General features: G+C 75.7%; 15 protein-coding genes and 2 pseudogenes. 5 read left to right on the top strand and 12 right to left on the bottom strand.

The features are described 5' to 3' along the window. Positions 1-18: 18 nt before the first annotated feature. Positions 19-1,458 (bottom strand): MFS transporter, encoded by a 1,440-nt coding sequence (locus ACQEVS_RS02505; RefSeq protein WP_433014504.1) that lies wholly within the window; start codon positions 1,456-1,458, stop codon positions 19-21. A gap of 522 nt (positions 1,459-1,980) precedes the next feature. Here ACQEVS_RS02505 and ACQEVS_RS02500 point away from each other — a divergent pair. Further along, positions 1,981-3,285, top strand: coding sequence for an LCP family protein (locus ACQEVS_RS02500; protein WP_433014501.1), 1,305 nt, complete (start codon positions 1,981-1,983; stop codon positions 3,283-3,285). A gap of 156 nt (positions 3,286-3,441) precedes the next feature. On the opposite strand, the gene ACQEVS_RS02495 is transcribed toward ACQEVS_RS02500, so the two are convergent. From ACQEVS_RS02495 to ACQEVS_RS02470, 6 genes and pseudogenes are all read right to left on the bottom strand, one after another. After that, on the bottom strand, positions 3,442-3,969 hold the full coding sequence (locus tag ACQEVS_RS02495) for a DUF4142 domain-containing protein (RefSeq protein WP_433014498.1): 528 nt from the start codon (positions 3,967-3,969) through the stop codon (positions 3,442-3,444). A gap of 205 nt (positions 3,970-4,174) precedes the next feature. Then, positions 4,175-4,777, bottom strand: a complete 603-nt coding sequence (locus ACQEVS_RS02490; RefSeq protein ID WP_433014495.1) for a hypothetical protein — start codon at positions 4,775-4,777, stop codon at positions 4,175-4,177. Between the two features lie 314 nt (positions 4,778-5,091). Then, complete coding sequence (locus tag ACQEVS_RS02485; protein ID WP_433014492.1) at positions 5,092-5,745, bottom strand: LuxR C-terminal-related transcriptional regulator; 654 nt, start codon at positions 5,743-5,745, stop codon at positions 5,092-5,094. Next, positions 5,733-7,031, bottom strand: coding sequence for a sensor histidine kinase (locus ACQEVS_RS02480; protein WP_433014489.1), 1,299 nt, complete (start codon positions 7,029-7,031; stop codon positions 5,733-5,735). The genes ACQEVS_RS02485 and ACQEVS_RS02480 overlap by 13 nt, the downstream gene beginning before the upstream one ends. A 256-nt stretch (positions 7,032-7,287) precedes the next feature. Then, a complete protein-coding gene (locus ACQEVS_RS02475; RefSeq protein ID WP_433014486.1) occupies positions 7,288-8,217 on the bottom strand; it encodes a phosphotriesterase family protein in 930 nt (309 codons plus the stop codon). 154 nt (positions 8,218-8,371) lie between these two features. Continuing rightward, a pseudogene (locus tag ACQEVS_RS02470) lies at positions 8,372-8,665 on the bottom strand (carboxymuconolactone decarboxylase family protein); the annotation flags it as partial. 87 nt (positions 8,666-8,752) lie between these two features. On the opposite strand from ACQEVS_RS02470, the gene ACQEVS_RS02465 reads away from it, so the two are divergent. Continuing rightward, the gene (locus tag ACQEVS_RS02465) at positions 8,753-9,337 is read left to right on the top strand and encodes a CGNR zinc finger domain-containing protein (RefSeq protein ID WP_433014483.1); all 585 of its coding nucleotides are present in this window, start codon (positions 8,753-8,755) and stop codon (positions 9,335-9,337) included. Between the two features lie 123 nt (positions 9,338-9,460). Beyond that, entirely contained in the window at positions 9,461-10,204 is a 744-nt protein-coding gene (locus ACQEVS_RS02460; RefSeq protein ID WP_433014480.1) for a tyrosine-protein phosphatase, read from the top strand. Between the two features lie 39 nt (positions 10,205-10,243). On the opposite strand, the gene ACQEVS_RS02455 is transcribed toward ACQEVS_RS02460, so the two are convergent. Continuing rightward, entirely contained in the window at positions 10,244-11,068 is an 825-nt protein-coding gene (locus ACQEVS_RS02455; protein WP_433014477.1) for a Tellurium resistance, read from the bottom strand. A gap of 131 nt (positions 11,069-11,199) precedes the next feature. Then, on the bottom strand, positions 11,200-11,874 hold the full coding sequence (locus tag ACQEVS_RS02450) for a lytic transglycosylase domain-containing protein (protein WP_433014474.1): 675 nt from the start codon (positions 11,872-11,874) through the stop codon (positions 11,200-11,202). Between the two features lie 146 nt (positions 11,875-12,020). Between ACQEVS_RS02450 and ACQEVS_RS02445 the strand changes: the two genes are divergently transcribed. Further along, positions 12,021-12,773, top strand: a complete 753-nt coding sequence (locus ACQEVS_RS02445) for a Mut7-C RNAse domain-containing protein (RefSeq protein ID WP_433014471.1) — start codon at positions 12,021-12,023, stop codon at positions 12,771-12,773. Here ACQEVS_RS02445 and map read toward each other — a convergent pair. After that, positions 12,760-13,527, bottom strand: a complete 768-nt coding sequence (gene map, locus ACQEVS_RS02440; RefSeq protein WP_433027204.1) for a type I methionyl aminopeptidase — start codon at positions 13,525-13,527, stop codon at positions 12,760-12,762. The two genes, ACQEVS_RS02445 and map, sit on opposite strands and share 14 nt — an antisense overlap. Positions 13,528-13,608: 81 nt before the next feature. Here map and ACQEVS_RS02435 point away from each other — a divergent pair, with 81 nt between their 5' ends. Next, positions 13,609-13,896 (top strand): helix-turn-helix domain-containing protein, encoded by a 288-nt coding sequence (locus ACQEVS_RS02435; protein ID WP_433014468.1) that lies wholly within the window; start codon positions 13,609-13,611, stop codon positions 13,894-13,896. A gap of 81 nt (positions 13,897-13,977) precedes the next feature. Here the strand turns inward: ACQEVS_RS02435 and ACQEVS_RS02430 are convergent, their stop codons facing one another. Together ACQEVS_RS02430 and ACQEVS_RS02425 are read right to left on the bottom strand one after the other, a co-directional pair. Beyond that, positions 13,978-14,625 carry a 50S ribosomal protein L25/general stress protein Ctc gene (locus ACQEVS_RS02430; RefSeq protein WP_433014465.1) on the bottom strand — a complete coding sequence of 216 codons (648 nt, stop codon included), beginning with the start codon at positions 14,623-14,625 and terminating at the stop codon, positions 13,978-13,980. Positions 14,626-14,863: 238 nt separating this feature from the next. Further along, positions 14,864-16,041: pseudogene (locus ACQEVS_RS02425) on the bottom strand (MalY/PatB family protein). Positions 16,042-16,213: the final 172 nt, after the last annotated feature.

The raw sequence follows: 16,213 nt of genomic DNA, 5'->3' as shown, positions 1-16,213 counted from the left end.
CCCGCCCGCCGCAGCCGCCTACCCCCGCCACCGGGCCCGCTTCCACGCCGGCCCGAGCGCCGCGGCCAACGCCAGCCCCGCGAAGGGCAGGAGCGCCACGACGGCCCACCGGGCCCCCGCCTCCCCGGCGAGGTGCAGCGTCAGGGTCACCAGGGCGATGCCGAGGGCCGTCCCCAGCCCCCGCGCCATGTTGATCAGGCCGCCGCCCGTGCCGGCGGAGTGCGTGGGGAGGGACGCCATCACCGTCGCGTTGTTGGCCGGCGTGTAGACACCCAGGCCCAGGCCGAGCAGCGCCAGCAGCGGCACCAAGGGGAACGCGGTCAGCGGCAGGACGGCCATCACCGCCAGTGCCGCGAGGCAGACGAGCGCGCCCAGCACACAGCGCGCCCGGTCCGACAGCCCGGCCGGCAGTACGCGTTCCGCGCAGGTCGCGGCGAGGGCGAAGCCCGCCGGGAGGGCGGTCAGCACCAGGCCGGCCAGGAGTTCCGACGCCTCCGCGGCCGTGAGGGCCGCGGGCACCAGCACCAGCGGACCGAACAGCACCAGGTAGTCGCACAGCGCTCCCGCGAGCCCCGCAACGACCGTCCGCGAGCGCAGCAGCGCCGGATCCAGCAGCGGCCGGGGCCGGGACCGCGAGCGCGACAAGAAGGCCCGGCCGGCGACCACCGCACCCGTCAGCAGCACGGCCACCGACCAGCCGGGGAACGGGAGTCCGGAGGCGGCGGACAGGCCCAGCAGCAGCGCCGTGGTGGAGGCGGCCAGCAGCACCGGGCCCAGCGGGTCGAAGCCGCCGGACGGGGCGCGGCCGCGGGTCCGCGGCAGCAGGTACCGGCCGGCCACCAGCGCGACGACGCCCACCGGCACGTTCACCGCGAACACCCCGCGCCAGCCCACCGCCGACACCAGCGCCCCGCCGATCGTCGGTCCCAGGGCCAGTCCCAGCGCCTGCGCCGCGGCCTGCACCCCGAGTGCCGCCCGCAGCCGGTCGCGCGGCGCGCTGGTGGTCACCAGCGCGACGCTGTTCGCCTGCATCATCGCGGCCCCCGCGGCCTGCACCACCCGCGCCCCGACCAGCACGGGCAGCGAGGGCGCCAGCCCGCAGCCGGCCGAGGCCGCGGTGAACAGCGCGAACCCGTGCAGATAGAACAGCTTGCGGCCGTGCACGTCGGCCAGCCGCCCCACCGGTACCAGCAGCGCCACCAGGGTCAGCAGATAGGCGAGCGACACCCACTCCACCGCGGCCGTCGAGGCGTGGAACTCGGCGCTCAGCCCCCGGTACGTGAGGGTGACCACGCTCGCGTCCAACTGCCCCATGAACGCGCCGAAGCACACCGTCGCCACCGCCAGCCGCCAGGCCCCCGGGCGTTCCCGTATCCGCCGCGGCCTCGGCCGCTCCTCGGACAGCACCGCCGGGAGCCGCCGCCGTTGCGGCACCCGCGGGGCGGGACGACCGTCCATACCTGCTCCTCCTCGCCGCGCCGGCCCTCCCCGGGCGGCGGTGTTCGACCACCTCCGACGCTAGCCCCGCTCCCTTCCCCACCGCGAACGGGGGTTCGGCGGGCGCCTGTCGGGCGCACGGCCGCTCGCCCGTCGGACGTACGAACCCCGGAACACGCCGCTCCGCCCGCGGCCGTCACCGGACCCCCGCCTGGCTCGTTGAGCGGACGGGCGGGTACGGGTCGCCGATGACCGCCCGCCGGCGACGACACGGCAGGAAGGGCGGGCGATGCGCGACCCCCGCGGCAACCGCGAACCCCGCGGGGCAGGACTGGGCACCGGGGAACCGACGGCCGGGCGAGACCCGCCCGCAGCCCGGGCCACGCCGCCCGGATCGGCGTCTGCCTGGCCTCGGCCGCCGTCCTCGCGGTCGCCGGCACCGGCTGGCTCGCCGGCCACTGGATCGGCGACGGCCTGACCACCTCCCGGGCGCTCGACGCCCTGCGCGAGAAGGCCCCGCGCAAGCTCGACGACTCCGTCAACGTGCTGCTGATCGGCCTCGACAGCCGCAAGGACATGAACGGCCGCGACCTGCCCCGGCAGTTCGTCCAGGACGAACTGCACGCCGGCTCCAGCGCCATCGGCGGCTACAACACCAACACCCTGATCCTGATGCACATCCCGGCCGGCGGCGGCCGCGTCACCGCGTTCTCCATCCCCCGCGACGACTACGTCGCGGTCGCCGGCGGACGCGGCGAGCACAAGATCAAGGAGGCGTACGGCATCGCCAAGGCCGAGGCCGAGGACCGGTTGGCCGCCGAGGGCGTCCGGGGCGCCGAGCTGGAGCACCGCAGCCGCGAGGCGGGCCGGGAGACGACCCTCGCGACGGTCCAGGACTTCCTCGGGGTCTCCATCGACCACTTCGCCGAGGTCAACCTGCTCGGCTTCTACGACATCGCCAAGGTGCTGCAGCCGATCCCGGTGTGCCTGCGCCACGCCGTCCACGACCACTACTCCGGCGCGGACTTCCCGGCCGGGCGCCAGGAGCTCGACGCCCGCCAGTCCCTCGCCTTCGTCCGGCAGCGGCACGGCCTGGTCAACGGCGACCTCGACCGCACCCACCGGCAGCAGGCGTTCCTCTCCTCCGTGATGCACAAGCTCACCTCCCAGGGCGCCTGGGGGGACCTGGACAAGCTCGAAGGGCTCCTCGACGTCGTCAAGAAGGACGTCGTCCTCGACGACCAGTGGGACCTCCTCGACTTCGCCCAGCAGGTCCCCAACCTCACCGGTGGCAACGCCGAGTTCCACACCCTGCCCATCGCCGGGTTCGCCAGCCGCAAGGGGGAGGCCGTCAACCTGGTCGACCCCGAGCGGATCCGCGGCATCGTCCGGGCCATGACCGACCACCGGCGGCCCCCCGAGCCCGCCCCCTCCGCCGCACCCGCCCCCACCCTCCCGGCCGACGCGTCCTCGACCACCGTGGAGGTGCGCAACGCGTCCGGGGCGCCGGGCGCCGCGGCCACCGAGTCCCGGGCCCTGGCCGCCCTCGGCTACGCCCCCGGGCGGATCGCCAACGCCCCCACCGCCACCGCCACCACCGTCACGTACGGCGACGGCGCGGACGCCGCCGCCCGGCACATCGCCGCCCGCCTCGGCACCGACCCGCTCCGCGACTCCGCGGTCCCCGCCCGGCACGTCGTCGTCACCCTCGGCACCGCCCCGCGCACCCCGCGGCCGGAGGGCGACACCTCCGCCCGGCCCGTCGTCCAGGACGCGAACGGCCGGATGCCGGACGACGCGTTCCACGGCCCGACCGTGCGGATGGGCGGCGTCACCTGCGTCGACTGATCGAGGCGCCGGCCGGAGAAGGCGCCGAAACGTCCACCGGCCGAGGTGTCGGCCGGTGGACGCCTCAGCTGGTGGAGGCCGGCGGAACGGGACGACCGCGGGGCCGCCCTCGCGGGCCCCGCGGTCGTCAGGGGGTGTCGCCGGCCGGATCCGGGGTTACCGGTGCCGCGGCGGCATGTGCATCATGCAGTCGCGCACCATGTCCAGGTGCTTGGCGACGATGGGCCGCGCCTTCTTGGCCGCCTCCCGGACCGTCGCGTCCTTGCCGTGCGCCGCCTCGGCGTCCAGCAGGTCCAGCGTCTGGACGTGCGCGGTGTCCTGGGCCCGCAGCCAGAGGTTGTCGTAGGCGCGGGTGCGCGCCTTCTTCCGGATCTCCTTCAGCTCCTGCTCCTGCTTCGGGGTGACCGAGCGGGGCAGCGCCACCTTCAGTTTGCGGCTGAGCTCCCTGACCCCCTCGTCCAGCAGCGTGTGGTCGCGGACCAGCACCTTCCCGGTCTCCCGCACGCACACCGACACGGCGTTCTTCTGCGCGTCGCCGCCGGCGGCGATCTCCGCCATGTTGCCCTGGTGCACCGCGCCGAGGAAGGTGTCGTCGAGGGCGTCCGTGGCGAGGGCCGTACCGGCCGGCCCCATGGCGAGGGTGAGGACCGCCAGCGCCGTCGTGGCCCGGTGTCGCATACGCATCGTTCGCTGCTCCGTTCGTCGTCGGGCCGCGGCACACCGCGCGCGGCCCGTCCGGCCGAGGGCCGCCCGTCGCGGCCCCTCACGGAGCTGCACAATGCACCCGGCACAGGGCCGTTGACCTGCCGGACGCCAGCGGTCCCGCCATTTGGCGGCGTTCTTTTCGGGCGATCGGGGGTACGAGGGCGGCCCCGCCGGGCCGGGGCGGTCAGCCGAAGAGGCCCGTCACCAGGCCGGTCAGGCTGCCGACGAGGCCGGTCGCCAGGCCGGCGAGGACGCCCAGCGGCTCGGCGGCCCGGGACAGCGGGCCGCCGCCGGTGCCGTCGGCGGCGGGCGGGGCGAGCTCGTCCCGTACCCGCTGGGCGTCCGCCACGATCCGCGCGACGGCGGCCCGGTCGGGGGCGGGCGCCGCGGCCTGTTCCCGCAGCCCGGTGTGGGCCGCGACCAGCACGTCGAGGTGTTTCCGCACCACGTCGCAGGCCCGGCGCTGCTCGGCCGACGGGCTCCGCACGGCCCCGCACACGGCCGCGGCCTCCGCCGCACGCTGCCCGATGGCGTCCTGGTCCAGCACCCGCAGGGCGTCCGCCGCGACCCGGCGCAGCGCGTCAGGGCTGTCGGCGGCCTCCGCCGCCGCGACCGGCAGCGGTGCCGAGGACAGCGCGACGGCGGCGGGCGCCGGACTGCCGGACGGCGTGGGCGCGTCGGCGGGGACGCGAGCGGCGGACGGGGCGTCGGCGAGGGCGGGGATGGTGGCGAGGGCCGCGCACAGAGCCGCCGCCGTCAGAAGACCGGTTCTGCGGAGGGCGTCCATCGGGTGCTCCTTCGGAGAGGGGATCCTGGCGCCACCCTGCGACCGGTCTCGGCGGGCCGCAAACGGAGGGAGCGGTGCGACGGTGCGTCAGCTGATGGGCCGTCGGGCGGCGGGCCAAGTGTCGGGCAGTCAGCTGACGGACCGTGAGGTGATCGTGTGCGCCTGCGCCGAACGGGGCACCGGAAACAGGTGACGGCCGGGGAGAAGGCCGGTGGCCCTCGCCACCGCCTGGCCGGTAACGGCCGGGACGCGCGTCGGCGTCCACCGGCATCGGCCGTTCCACGGCCCAGACCGTCGTCGCCGGCGGCGGCTCATCACCGCGCCTCCGCCTGGAGCCAGGCCAGGACCGCCCGGACGCGGCGGTGGCCGCCGTCCGTCGTGGGCAGGCCGAGCTTGGCGAAGATGTTGCCGATGTGCTTGTTGACCGATGTCTCGGCGATGAACAGCCGCTCGCCGATGGCCACGTTGCCGTGCCCCTCGGCCATCAGCGCCAGCACCTCCCGCTCCCGCGGGCTCAGGGCCGCCAGCGGGTCGGCCCGGGTGCTCCGTACCATCAGCTGCGAGATCACCTCCGGGTCCATCGCCGCCTGCCCGGCCGCGACCCGTTCCAGGGCGTCCAGGAACTCGTCCACCCGGCCGATCCGGTCCTTCAGCAGGTAGCCGACGCCGCCCGCGCCGGCGGCGAGCAGCCGTGAGGCGTACGCCTGTTCCACGTACTGCGAGAGGACGAGCACCGGCAGGCCGGGGACGCGTTCGCGGGCCGCGACGGCGGCGCGCAGCCCCTCGTCGCGGAAGCCGGGCGGCAGCCGGACGTCCAGGACGGCGACGTCCGGGCGGTGGTCCAGCAGCGCGGGCAGCAGCGCCTCGCCGTCCTCGACGGACGCGCAGACCTCGTGGCCGGCACCGGTCAGCAGGAGGGAAATGCCCTCCCGCAGCAGGACGTTGTCCTCGGCGATCAGGATCCGCACGGCAGCTCCACTTGCAGCAGGGTCGGCCCGCCGGGCGGGCTGGACAGTTCGGTGACGCCGTCGAGGGCGGCGACGCGGCGCCGGATGCCGCGCAGCCCGGTGCCCGGACCCTCCGCCGCGCGGCCCCGGCCGTCGTCCCGGACGCTCACGCGGATCGCGCGCGGGGTGACGGTCAGCCGTACGGCGGCGCGGGCGGCCCCGCTGTGCCGGGCGACGTTGGTGAGGGCCTCGGCGAGGACGAAGTAGGCGGCGGCCTCGACGGCCGCCGGCGCCCGGATCCCCGGCGGTACGGTCTCGACGTCGAGGTCCGTGGGCACCGGGCAGGCCGCGGCCAGTCCGCGGGCGGCCTCGGCCAGCCCGTGGTCGTCGAGGACGGGCGGGTGGATGGCGCGGACGGTCGCCCGCAGCGACGACAGCGTCTGCTCCGCCAACCGCTGGGTGGCGTCGACCAGTTCGGGCAGCTTTTCCGGCTGTCCTTCCAGGGCGCGACGGATGAGGCCCAGCCGCAGGGAGACGGCCACCAGGCCGGCCTGTGCCCCGTCGTGCAAGTCCCGTTCGATGCGGCGGAGTTCGGCGGCGTGTGCGTCGAGGGCGTCGGCACGGGAGACGGTCAGTTCCTCGACGCGGCGGGCCAGCGACGCGCGGCCACGCCGCGGCCCGAGCAGCGCGCGGGTCATCACGGCGTGCCCCCGGGCCAGTACCGGCAGCAGCGCACCGGCGAGGGCCGCGTACACCGGGGCGAGGGCGACCGCCGTCAGGGCCGCCGGCCAGGAGGAGATCTCCCACACCGCGAACTCCGCGTGGGGGACCGCCCACCACCACAGCGGCGTCGTCAGCCAGCTCAGCACGCCGCCGCACAGGCCCAGCGCGAGCGCGCCGACGGCCGTCCCGGTGAGCGCGTGCAGGAGCGACCAGCCGAGAGCGGACCAGGTCGCGCGGTCCGTCAGCAGGGGCCGCAGACGCGTGGGCGTCCCGCCGGCCGACGGGATGTCGGCGCCCAGCCAGACCCCGGCCCGCCGCCGGTGGACGTCCGCGAACCGGCGCGTCCAGCGCAGCGCCGCGGGCAGCGCGAACAGTCCGGGACCGGCCAGGGCCAGGGCGCCCACGGCCAACAGCGGGCCGCAGCCGATCAGGGCGAGCAGGCCCGTCGCCCCGGCGGAGAGCGTGTAGCGGAGGGACGCGGTGAGCCGGCGGGCGCACGCCCGCCACGCCTCCCGGCCGGGTGGCCGGAACCACCCTCGTACCGCCGCGCCCACAGGCCCCCGCTCCGTCGCGTCGTCGTCCACACCGTTCCCCGCGCGCTTCGCGTACGGGAGAGGCCCGCGCCGGGGAATGCCGACGCCCCCTCCGCCTCTCCGTGCCGCGTCACGCCATGCCGTGCCATGCCGCGCGCACGCGGTCCGCAACGCTATCACCGGCGGAAACGTCCGCCGGGGGCGTGGGTTCGCGAGCGGGCCGAAAGGCGCCCCTGCCCGTCCGTGGTCCGGTTCCGTGGTCCGGCGCCCCGGGCACCGGCCCCGCGACCCCGTCAGGAATCCGCCGTCAAACGCCCCCGGACCCGCCCCCGTCCGCCCCCGGGCGGCGCAGTGCGAAGGCTCGGGCCGGGTTGCCGGTGAACAGCCGGTCGGCGAAGTCCTCGCCGAACTCCCGTGCCAGCCGCGGCCGGAGCACCCGCAGCAGGTACGGCATGCCCGGGCCCCCGTCGACCGACCGGGCGGCGGCCGTCGTGGTGTCGCCGCCGAGGAGCAGCTGCCCCGCGTGCCCGGCGTCGGCCAGGGCGGCGAGTTGGTCGAACAGCCGCCAGTCGGTGGCGTGGTGGGTGCGCGAGGGACCGTCGAAGGCCAGGAACGCGCCCGCCCGGGCGGCCTCCCGCTGGACGCGCGGGCCGGGGCAGCGGCCCAGGTGGCCGAGGAGCACGGCCTCGGGCGGCATGCCGAGCGCGCCGCAGAGCAGGTCGAGGACCTCCAGCGGCGCCGTGCCCAGCTCCAGGTGGACGGCCACGGGCGCGCCGGTCGCGTGGTGTGCCTCGGCGGCGGCGGTCATGGTGCGCCGGGCGTGCTCGTCGAGTCCGTGGAACCCGCCGGCGACCTTGACCAGCCCGGCGCGGACCGGGGCCGAGGTCAGGTCGGCGATGAACTCGCTTGCCAGGGCGTCCAGTTCGGTGGGGCTCGGTGGCGGTGTGTAGTGCGCGGCCTGGTGCGTGCCGGTCGCCATCACGACGTGCACGCCCGTGGCGCGGGCCGCCTCCGCGACGTCGGCCGCCCGGCGACCCATGCCGCGCGGCGTCCACTGCACCACCGTCCCGCCGCCCGCCGCGGCGAAGGCGCGCAGTTCGGCCTCGGCCGCCGCCGGGTCGTCGAGCTCCTGGCCGGGCAGCAGGGGGCTGCGCAGGAAGAGGTGGTCGTGGGCGTCGACCGTGCCCAGCGTGTCCGCGGGGACGTCGCCGAGCACCGTCCGGACGACGGCGTTCACGCGGCACCCCTGGTCGCGGGCCGGGCGTCCGGGGCCCCGGCGGTCCCGGTCGCCGCGAGGACCGGAGCGGCGACGCGCAGTCCGGCCACCGCCTTCGGCCCCCGATGTAGGGGGCCAGGTGGACGAAGACCTCGGTGACCTCCTCCACTGTCAGGCCCACCCGCAGACCGGTGGTGACGTGCCCGGCGAGCTGCGGCTCGACGCCCCCCAGTGCGGCGAGCGCGGCCAGGTTGGCGATCTGCCGGTCGCGCAGGGACAGTCCGCCGCGCTGGTACGTGCCGCCGAAGAGGCCGGTGACGATCCAGTCGGCGAACCCGGGCGCCACGGCCTCCAGCGCGGGGAGCGTCGCCTCCCGTGTCCGTTCGTCCTGGAGCACCTCCAGCAGCCGGTATCCCGCGGCGCGGTCGAACGCCGCTTCCCGCGGCTCCGTACCGACGTCGTCCGTCATGCCGTTCCTCCCGCCCCGAATGCGTAACGGCTGAACCGTTACGGCGATGTCGATCAATGTAACGCATCAGCCGTTACGATGGTGGGCATGTCCGCAGCGGATCACCTGACCTTCCGGTTCGACCTCGGCGCCACCTGGCTCGACTTCCTCGCCACCAAGGGGCGGACGTTCGGTGCCCACCCGGTCGAACGCATCGCCACCGCGGAGCGGCTGGGGGAGTGGCTCCAGCGCGTCGAACTCGCCCCCGCCCGCCCCCCGGGGCCCGCCGACGTGGCGCGGGCCCACGCCGTGCGCGAGAACCTGCGGCTCCTCGCCCTGCCCGTCGTCGAGGGCGGCGTCCCGCCCGCCGCCGCGGCCGAGGAGACCGCCCGCTTCCTCGCCGACCAGCCCGACCCCGTACGCCTCACGGTCTCCGGTCCGCTGCGCCGCGAACCCCCGGCGGACACCGGCGCCGCCCTCGCCCGGATCGCCCGCCAGGCCGTCGACCACCTCACCGGCCCCCAGTGCGCCACGCTCGCCGTCTGCCCGGAACACGACTGCCGCGGCCTGTTCACCAACCCGTCAGGCCGCCGCCGCTGGTGCCCCGCGCCGGCCTGCGCCAGCCGGGGCCGCGTCCGCGCCCTCCGCGAACGCCGCCGGGCGGAGGCGCGAAGCGGAGACGCGGGGACGTGAAGCGGAGACCTGGGGATGTGAGGCGCAGGCGGAGGGACGTGAAGCGGAGGCGTGCGGCGGAGGCCCGGCCGGGAGTGATCCACGTCGCGGCGGCCCCGGCGCCCGGGCGTCTAAGGTCCGTTTATGGACAGACACTTGGAGTTCGAGCGCCTGCACAACTTCCGCGACCTGGGCGGCTATCCGACCCGGGACGGAGCCGTGGTGCGCTGGGGGCGGCTGTACCGCTCCGACTCGCTCGGCAAGCTCGCCGGAGCGGACCTCGACCGCTTCCTGAAGCTGGGCGTCGGCACCGTCATCGACCTGCGCTACCCCTGGGAGATCGACGCCGCCGGACGGGCGCCCGAGCACCCGTCCTACACCTGGCACAACCTCAGCGTCGAACACCGGCCCTACGACCAGGCCGCCCTCGGCCCCGAGATCGCCCCGGGCCCCTACCTCGCCGAGCGCTACCTGGAGGTCGCCCACGACGGAGCCGCCGAACTGCGCCGCGCCCTCGACGTGATCGCCGAGCCGGGGGAGGGGGCGGTGGTCTTCCACTGCGCCTCCGGCAAGGACCGCACCGGGCTGCTCGCCGCCCTCGTCCTGATCCTGCTGGGCGTCGAAGAGGCCGACGCCGTCGAGGACTTCACCCTCACCGGACGCGCCACCGCGCGGCTCGTCGCCGACTGGCGCGCCGGCCACCCGGGACGCGAACTCACCTGGCCCGGCTACGGCACGGCACCCGCCGACGTGCTGCGCCTCTTCCTCGACGGCCTGACCCGGCGGCACGGATCCGTGCACGCGTACGCCGCCGGGGTGCTCGGCGTGGACGACGCCCTGGTGACCGCCCTGCGGCGGCGCCTGCTCGAACCGGTGCCCGTGCCGTAACCGGAGAGCGGGGGCGGGCGCGAGGCCCGTCCGGCGCCCTCACGGGCGCTTGTGCCCCCGGGCCCACCGCATCCCCCATCCGTACAACCGGTCGAGATCCGACTGGAACCCGTACACGTACGTCGCCTCCCGACGCACCGTCAGATGCCCGTGCCGGTTCTCGATCAGCGCCACGGCGCAGGAACGCGCCTGCGGAACCCTTTCCCGCAGCTCCACCGCGAACTGGTGCCCGTCCGGCAGGTAGAACGTGAGCACGCTGTCCACCCGGCCGAAGACGGGCGTGCAGTCGTAGTTGTAGACGAACACCAGCATCCGCCGGAACTCGTCCCGCTTGTCCAGGTTGATGTACAGCGTCTCGCCCATCGGACCGCCGAACCGGCTGTCCGCGCTGAGCGAGATGTACGGCGGCCGGTACAGGTCGCCGTGGAAGCCGCCCAGCGGCTGCACCACGCCCTTGGTGCCGTCGGTGAGTTCGTACAGGCAGGCCAGGTCGAGGTCGGCGGAGACCACGGCCGGCCCGTGCACCTGCACCGACGCGCCGAGCGGGGCGAACAGGCCGCGCAGCAGTCCCGTGGGCCCGTCCCCGCTCGGGCCGGTGTGCATGCTCCAGGTGAGGTTGACGCGGAGGGTGCCCCCGGTGGTGCTGTGGTTGGTGAGCCAGTCGGTGGGATGGGCCTTGGAGAGGCGCTTGTGGTGCGGCGCGGCCCACTCGAAGCCGTGCCGCGCCTCCTCCCGGCGGAGCGCGCCGCCGCGCAGATAGGCCCATAGGCTGCCGTCCTCCTCCGCGGACGGGGCGGCCCGCCGGGCGGACGGGTCCTTGCCGTCCGGGGCGGGGCGGCGGAACCGGTGCGGACGTGGGCGCATGGCTGACGGACTCCCTCTCGACGACGCTCGGTACGCGCGCCCGCTCGCGGACACGCACCCTGAGCAACGCGGAAGGGCCGCCGGGGGACATGGGCGGCCCGCGACCGGCCGGAGCGCGGGCCTCCCCCGGCTCAGCCGGAACCGCGCAGCGCCGCCGCGGCCTTCGGCCAGTTCCCGCGCAGGTTCGCGAGGTACGAACCGGCTTGCGGCCCCGGCTTGACCCCGCGCGCGAACGCCGCCATGTTGCCCGCGCCCGCGTTGTACCCGAGGGCCATCAGCTCCTCCTTGGTGTACGAGCCGGGCCAGGACCCCGGGAGCTCCGCGGCCAGGTCGCGCAGGTGCCAGGACTCCGCCCGGATGGCCAGCGCCGGGTCGTCCGGCAGATCGAACCAGCTGCGGCTCTCGAACGGGCGTCCCCGCTTCGTCTCGTCGTAGGCGGCCCGGTGCATGTTGGCCACCCCGAACGCCGAGTCCGGCTTCATCTTCTGCCAGGACTTCTCGAACTCCGGATCGTGCGGTTTGTACGCCTCGTTGTAGAGGATCGCCATCACCAGCTGCGGGCTCACGCCCGCCTCCTTGGCGTACCGCTTCACCTGTGGCGCGAAGCGGGCCGGGTCCTGGTCGTCCGACCGCTCCGGCGACTTGATGTCCGGCCCGGCAGCGGGGGACGACGGGCGGCCCGACGCCGCCGTACGGTCCCGGGCCTTCCCGTCGTCCCCGCCGCCGCACGCCGTCGCCCCACCGGCGACGGCCGCCAGGACGGCCACGGCGGCCAACGACGACCGGAGTCTGCGGTGCTTCCTCACGTTCTTCCTCCTGACGCGTCGCTGCGGCCCTCCGCCATGACCGTACACAGCCCGGCCGGTCGGGCGCGTCCGGCCGGGCGCGCGGGGTCGGGCGGGCAGGGGCGGCCGCTTACGGCCGTGCCGGGCGCCCATGGCATGCTGAAGCCGTGAACCGACCCGAGATCACCGTGACCTTCGCCCCCGGACTGCGGCTCTTCGTCCCCGCCGAACGCCGGGCCGAGCGGATGACCGTCGTCACCGACGGATCGTCGTCCCTCGGGCATGTGATCGAGTCGCTGGGCATGCCCCTCACCGAGGCCGGCCGGCTCCTCGTCGACGGCCGCGAGGTGCCCGTGTCGCACGTACCGGCGGCGGGCGAGACGGTGGAGGTACGGGCGGTCGAACGCCCGCAGCGGGTCCCCGGGGCGCCCCTGCGCTTCCTGCTCGACGTCCACCTCGGCACGCTGGCCCGGCGGCTGCGCCTGCTGGGCGTGGACGCCGCCTACGAGAGCGAGGACATCGGCGACCCCGCGCTCGCCGCCCGCTCCGCCGCCGAACGCCGGGTGATGCTCTCCCGCGACCGCGGCCTGCTGCGCCGCCGGGAGCTCTGGGCCGGCGCCTACGTCTACAGCGACCGGCCCGACGACCAACTGCGCGACGTCCTCGGCCGGTTCGCCCCGCCGCTCGCGCCGTGGACGCGCTGCACCGCCTGCAACGGGGAACTCCGGGACGCCGACAAGGACTCCGTCGGCGAGCTCCTGGAGCACGGCACGCGCCGCACCTACGACGTCTTCGCGCAGTGCGCGGCCTGCGAGCGCGTGTACTGGCGCGGCGCGCACCACGCGCGGCTGGAGGCCATCGTGCAGGAGGCGCTGCGGGAGTTCGGCGGGGCCGGCCGGGCCGCGCTCACGGCAGGGTGAGGATGCGGGGGCCGTCGTCCGTGACGGCCACCGTGTGCTCGATGTGGGCCGCCCGGCTGCCGTCGGTGGTCACCATCGTCCACCCGTCGTCGGCGGTGCGGTAGGCGTCGCGCCCGCCGGCCATCAGCATGGGCTCGATCGCGAGCACCAGCCCGTGCCGCAGCGGGTAACCCCGGCGCGGGCGGCCGCGGTTGGGCACGTGCGGGTCCTCGTGCATCTCCCGGCCGATGCCGTGGCCGCCGAAGTCGGCCGGCATGCCGCAGCGCGCCTTCGTCGCGACGGTGCCGACGGCGTGCGAGATGTCGCCCAGGCGCCCGCCGGCGCGGGCGGCGGCGATGCCGGCGTCCAGGGCCTCCTGGGTGCGGGCGATGAGCTCGGTATCGGCCGGCCGGGCCGTCCCGACGGTGAAGCTGACGGCCGCGTCGCCCGCCCAGCCGTCCAGCAGGGCCCCGCAGTCGACGCTGAGCAGGTCGCCGTCGCGCAGCCGGTAGCCGGTGGGTATGCCGTGCGCCACCGCGTCGTTGACGGACGTGCAGATCACGCCGGGGAACGGGACGGGCGCGAAGGACGGCCGGTAGCCGAGGAACGGCGACGTCGCGCCCGCCTCCGCCAGCACCCCGCGGGCCACCTCGTCCAGCTCGCGCAGGCTCACTCCGACGTCCGCCGCCTCCCGCACGGCGGCCAGCGCGCGGGCCACCACCCGGCCCGCCTCGCGCATCGCCTCCAGCTCGCCGTCGCTCTTGATCTCGACCATGTCCTCCGACGCTCCCCGCATCCGATTCTCATACCGGTATTGGTATCCCGGTATTGATATCACGGTATTAGTATTGCCGTCATGGTGAGAACTCCTCTGACCCCCTGGGAACGCCGACGCGGCGAGATCTTCGGCGCGCTGGTCCGGCAGGCGCGGGGTGAACGCAGCATGGTGGAGGTCGCCGCGGCGGCCGGCGTCTCCGCGGAGACCCTGCGCAAGATCGAGACGGGCCGGGCCCCGACGCCGGCCTTCTTCACGGTGGCGGCCCTGGCCGGGGCCCTCGGCATCTCCCTGGACGCGCTGGCCGCCGCCTCCGCGCCGGAGGAGGACGGCGGCGCGGGGGAGGGCAGGACGGCGCTGTCGGCGTAGGCGGCGGGGCGCCCGGAGCGCGGAAGACGCCGGACGGACCGTTCGGTCCGCCCGGCGTCCCGAGGTGAGCGGCGCGGCCGCTCAGGACTCCTCGGCCGGCGCGGCGGCCTCCGCCGCTGCCGCCTCGGCGGGTGCTCCCGCGCCTTCCGCCCCTTCCTCCGCTTCCTCTTCCTCGGGCGGCGCCTCCGTCTGCGCGGCGACGACCTGGAGCACGGCCGTGCTCTCGTCGACGGCCAGCGTGGTGCCGCGCGGCAGCGGGACGTCCCCCGCCCGGACGGTGTGCCCGGCCTCCAGGCCCTCGATCGACACCGTCAGCCCCTCCGGGATGTGCGTGGCCTCCGCCTCGACGGGCAGCGCGTTGAGCATGTGCTCCAACAGGTTGCCGCCGGGGGCCAGTTCCCCCTCGGTGTGCACCGGGACCTCGACGGTGACCTTCTCGCCCTTCTTGACGGCCAGGAAGTCCGCGTGGACGAGGAAGCCCTTCAGGGGGTCGCGCTGCACCTCCTTGGGGATCACCAACTCGCCGCCCTTGCCGCCGAGTTCGAGGCGGAGCAGCACGTTCGGTGTCTTCAGTGCCATCATCAGGGCGTGCCCGTCGAGGGTCACGTGCTTCGGGTCGGCGCCGTGGCCGTAGATGACTCCCGGTACCTTGTCGTCCCGGCGGATGCGACGGGCGGCGCCCTTGCCGAAATCGGTGCGCGTTTCGGCGGCCAGCTTGACCTCGGCCATGACTGCTCTCCTCGTGTGTCGTCGTCTCCGGACCGTCCGGTGGGCGTCACCCGGACACCGGCGACCCGTACGAAGAGAGCGCGACGGGACGGATCGCCGCACCCCATGAGTACGGCCTCCCTCGCCGAGCAACGCGCGGCGAGTGTACCCAGCGGCGGAGGCACTTCATCCGCTTTGTGCGCCGGATGGCGCACGGCGGCGGGGCGTGGCCGGGGGAGCGGGGTGCCGCGCCGGCCCGTCAGCCCTGCCGCATCCGCCCCACCGTGAGGGACATCCGGCGGACCGCCTCCCCGAGCACCTCCGGCGAGGTGGCGAGGTTCAGCCGGGCGTGGCCGGCGCCGCCCGTGCCGAAGGGCGGCCCCGGGGTGAGCGCGACGCGTCCCCGCTCCAGGAAGGCGGCGGCCGGATCGTCGCCCAGGCCGGCGGACCGGCAGTCCAGCCACACCAGGTACCCGCCTTCCGGGCGGAGGTACCCCACCTCGGGCAGGTGCCGCGCGAGCAGCCCGCCGAGCAGCCGGCGGTTCGCGTCCAGCCCGCCGAGCAGGGCGTCGAGCCAGTCGCCGGCGTGCCGAAGGGCGGCGGTGTGCGCCAGCACCCCGAGATGGCTGGGGCCGTGGCTCGCCTCGGGCGGCATCCGGCGCAGGTCGGCGGCGGCCTCCGGCCCGGCCACGACCAGCGCGGCCTTCAGGCCCGCCAGGTTCCACGCCTTGGACGCGGACGCGACCGAGAAGGCGTCCTCCGTCCCCGGCACCGACAGATAGGGCACGAACTCGGCCCCCGGGAGCACCAGCGGGGCGTGGACCTCGTCGGCGACGACCCGCACCCCGTACCGCCGCGCGAGCTCCGCGACGGCCGCGAGCTCGGGCGGTGTGTGGACCGTCCCCGTCGGGTTGTGCGGGCTGCTCAGCAGCAGGGCGGCGCGGCGCCCGCCCGCCACGGCCTCCCGGAACGCCGACTCCAGGGCGTCGGTGTCCAGCCGCCCCGCGCCGTCCAGGGGGCCGACACGACCCGCCGCCCCTCGCTCGCGACGAAGGCGTGGAACGGCGGATAGACCGGCGGGGTGAGCACCACCGCGTCACCCGGCCCGGTCACCAGCCGCAGCACCTCCACGACGCCGCGCATCACGTCCGCCACCACCGCCGTACGGTCCGCCGCGACGCCGTCCCACCCCCAGCGTTCCCGCGCGAACCCGGCCAGCGCCTCGGCGTAGCCCGCGCCCGTCGCGTACCCGGTGTCCCCCAGGGCCACGGCCTCGGTCAGCACCCGGGCCACGGGCTCGGGGAGGGGCGCGTCCATCTCCGCGACCCACAACGGGAGGACGTCCGGCGGATACGTCCGCCACTTGGCGCTCGTACGGCGGCGCAGCCGGTCGAGGGGGAGCGCGCGCAGCGGGTCGGAGTGCTCGTTCGACGACATGGGTTCATTCTGCGCGCCGTTCCGGCTCTCTGACGATGCGTCAGTAGCGGGCGGCCGGGGCGATCCTCGGCTCCCGCGGCGGTCCGCTCGGCCGCGGGGATTGCTCCGGCCTGAATAATGAGAGTACGCTCCGAAAAGATATCGGACTCTCAAGAGGGGGTGGACTGTCATA

Source organism: Streptomyces sp. CA-181903 (genome assembly GCF_050937075.1).
In the GTDB taxonomy this organism is placed as follows: Bacteria; Actinomycetota; Actinomycetes; order Streptomycetales; family Streptomycetaceae; genus Streptomyces.
The sequence above is the reverse complement of the archived record's forward strand: the minus strand, read 5'-3'. Positions and strand labels throughout refer to the sequence as shown.

Coding starts and splice junctions, on each gene's coding strand:
- ACQEVS_RS02435 (WP_433014468.1), top strand. CDS start 13,609: ATGGTGAGAACTCCTCTGACCCCCTGGGAACGCCGACGCGGCGAGATC.
- ACQEVS_RS02455 (WP_433014477.1), bottom strand. CDS start 11,068: ATGCGCCCACGTCCGCACCGGTTCCGCCGCCCCGCCCCGGACGGCAAG.
- ACQEVS_RS02505 (WP_433014504.1), bottom strand. CDS start 1,458: ATGGACGGTCGTCCCGCCCCGCGGGTGCCGCAACGGCGGCGGCTCCCG.
- ACQEVS_RS02460 (WP_433014480.1), top strand. CDS start 9,461: ATGGACAGACACTTGGAGTTCGAGCGCCTGCACAACTTCCGCGACCTG.
- ACQEVS_RS02495 (WP_433014498.1), bottom strand. CDS start 3,969: ATGCGTATGCGACACCGGGCCACGACGGCGCTGGCGGTCCTCACCCTC.
- ACQEVS_RS02465 (WP_433014483.1), top strand. CDS start 8,753: ATGTCCGCAGCGGATCACCTGACCTTCCGGTTCGACCTCGGCGCCACC.
- ACQEVS_RS02430 (WP_433014465.1), bottom strand. CDS start 14,625: ATGGCCGAGGTCAAGCTGGCCGCCGAAACGCGCACCGATTTCGGCAAG.
- ACQEVS_RS02490 (WP_433014495.1), bottom strand. CDS start 4,777: ATGGACGCCCTCCGCAGAACCGGTCTTCTGACGGCGGCGGCTCTGTGC.
- map (WP_433027204.1), bottom strand. CDS start 13,527: ATGGTCGAGATCAAGAGCGACGGCGAGCTGGAGGCGATGCGCGAGGCG.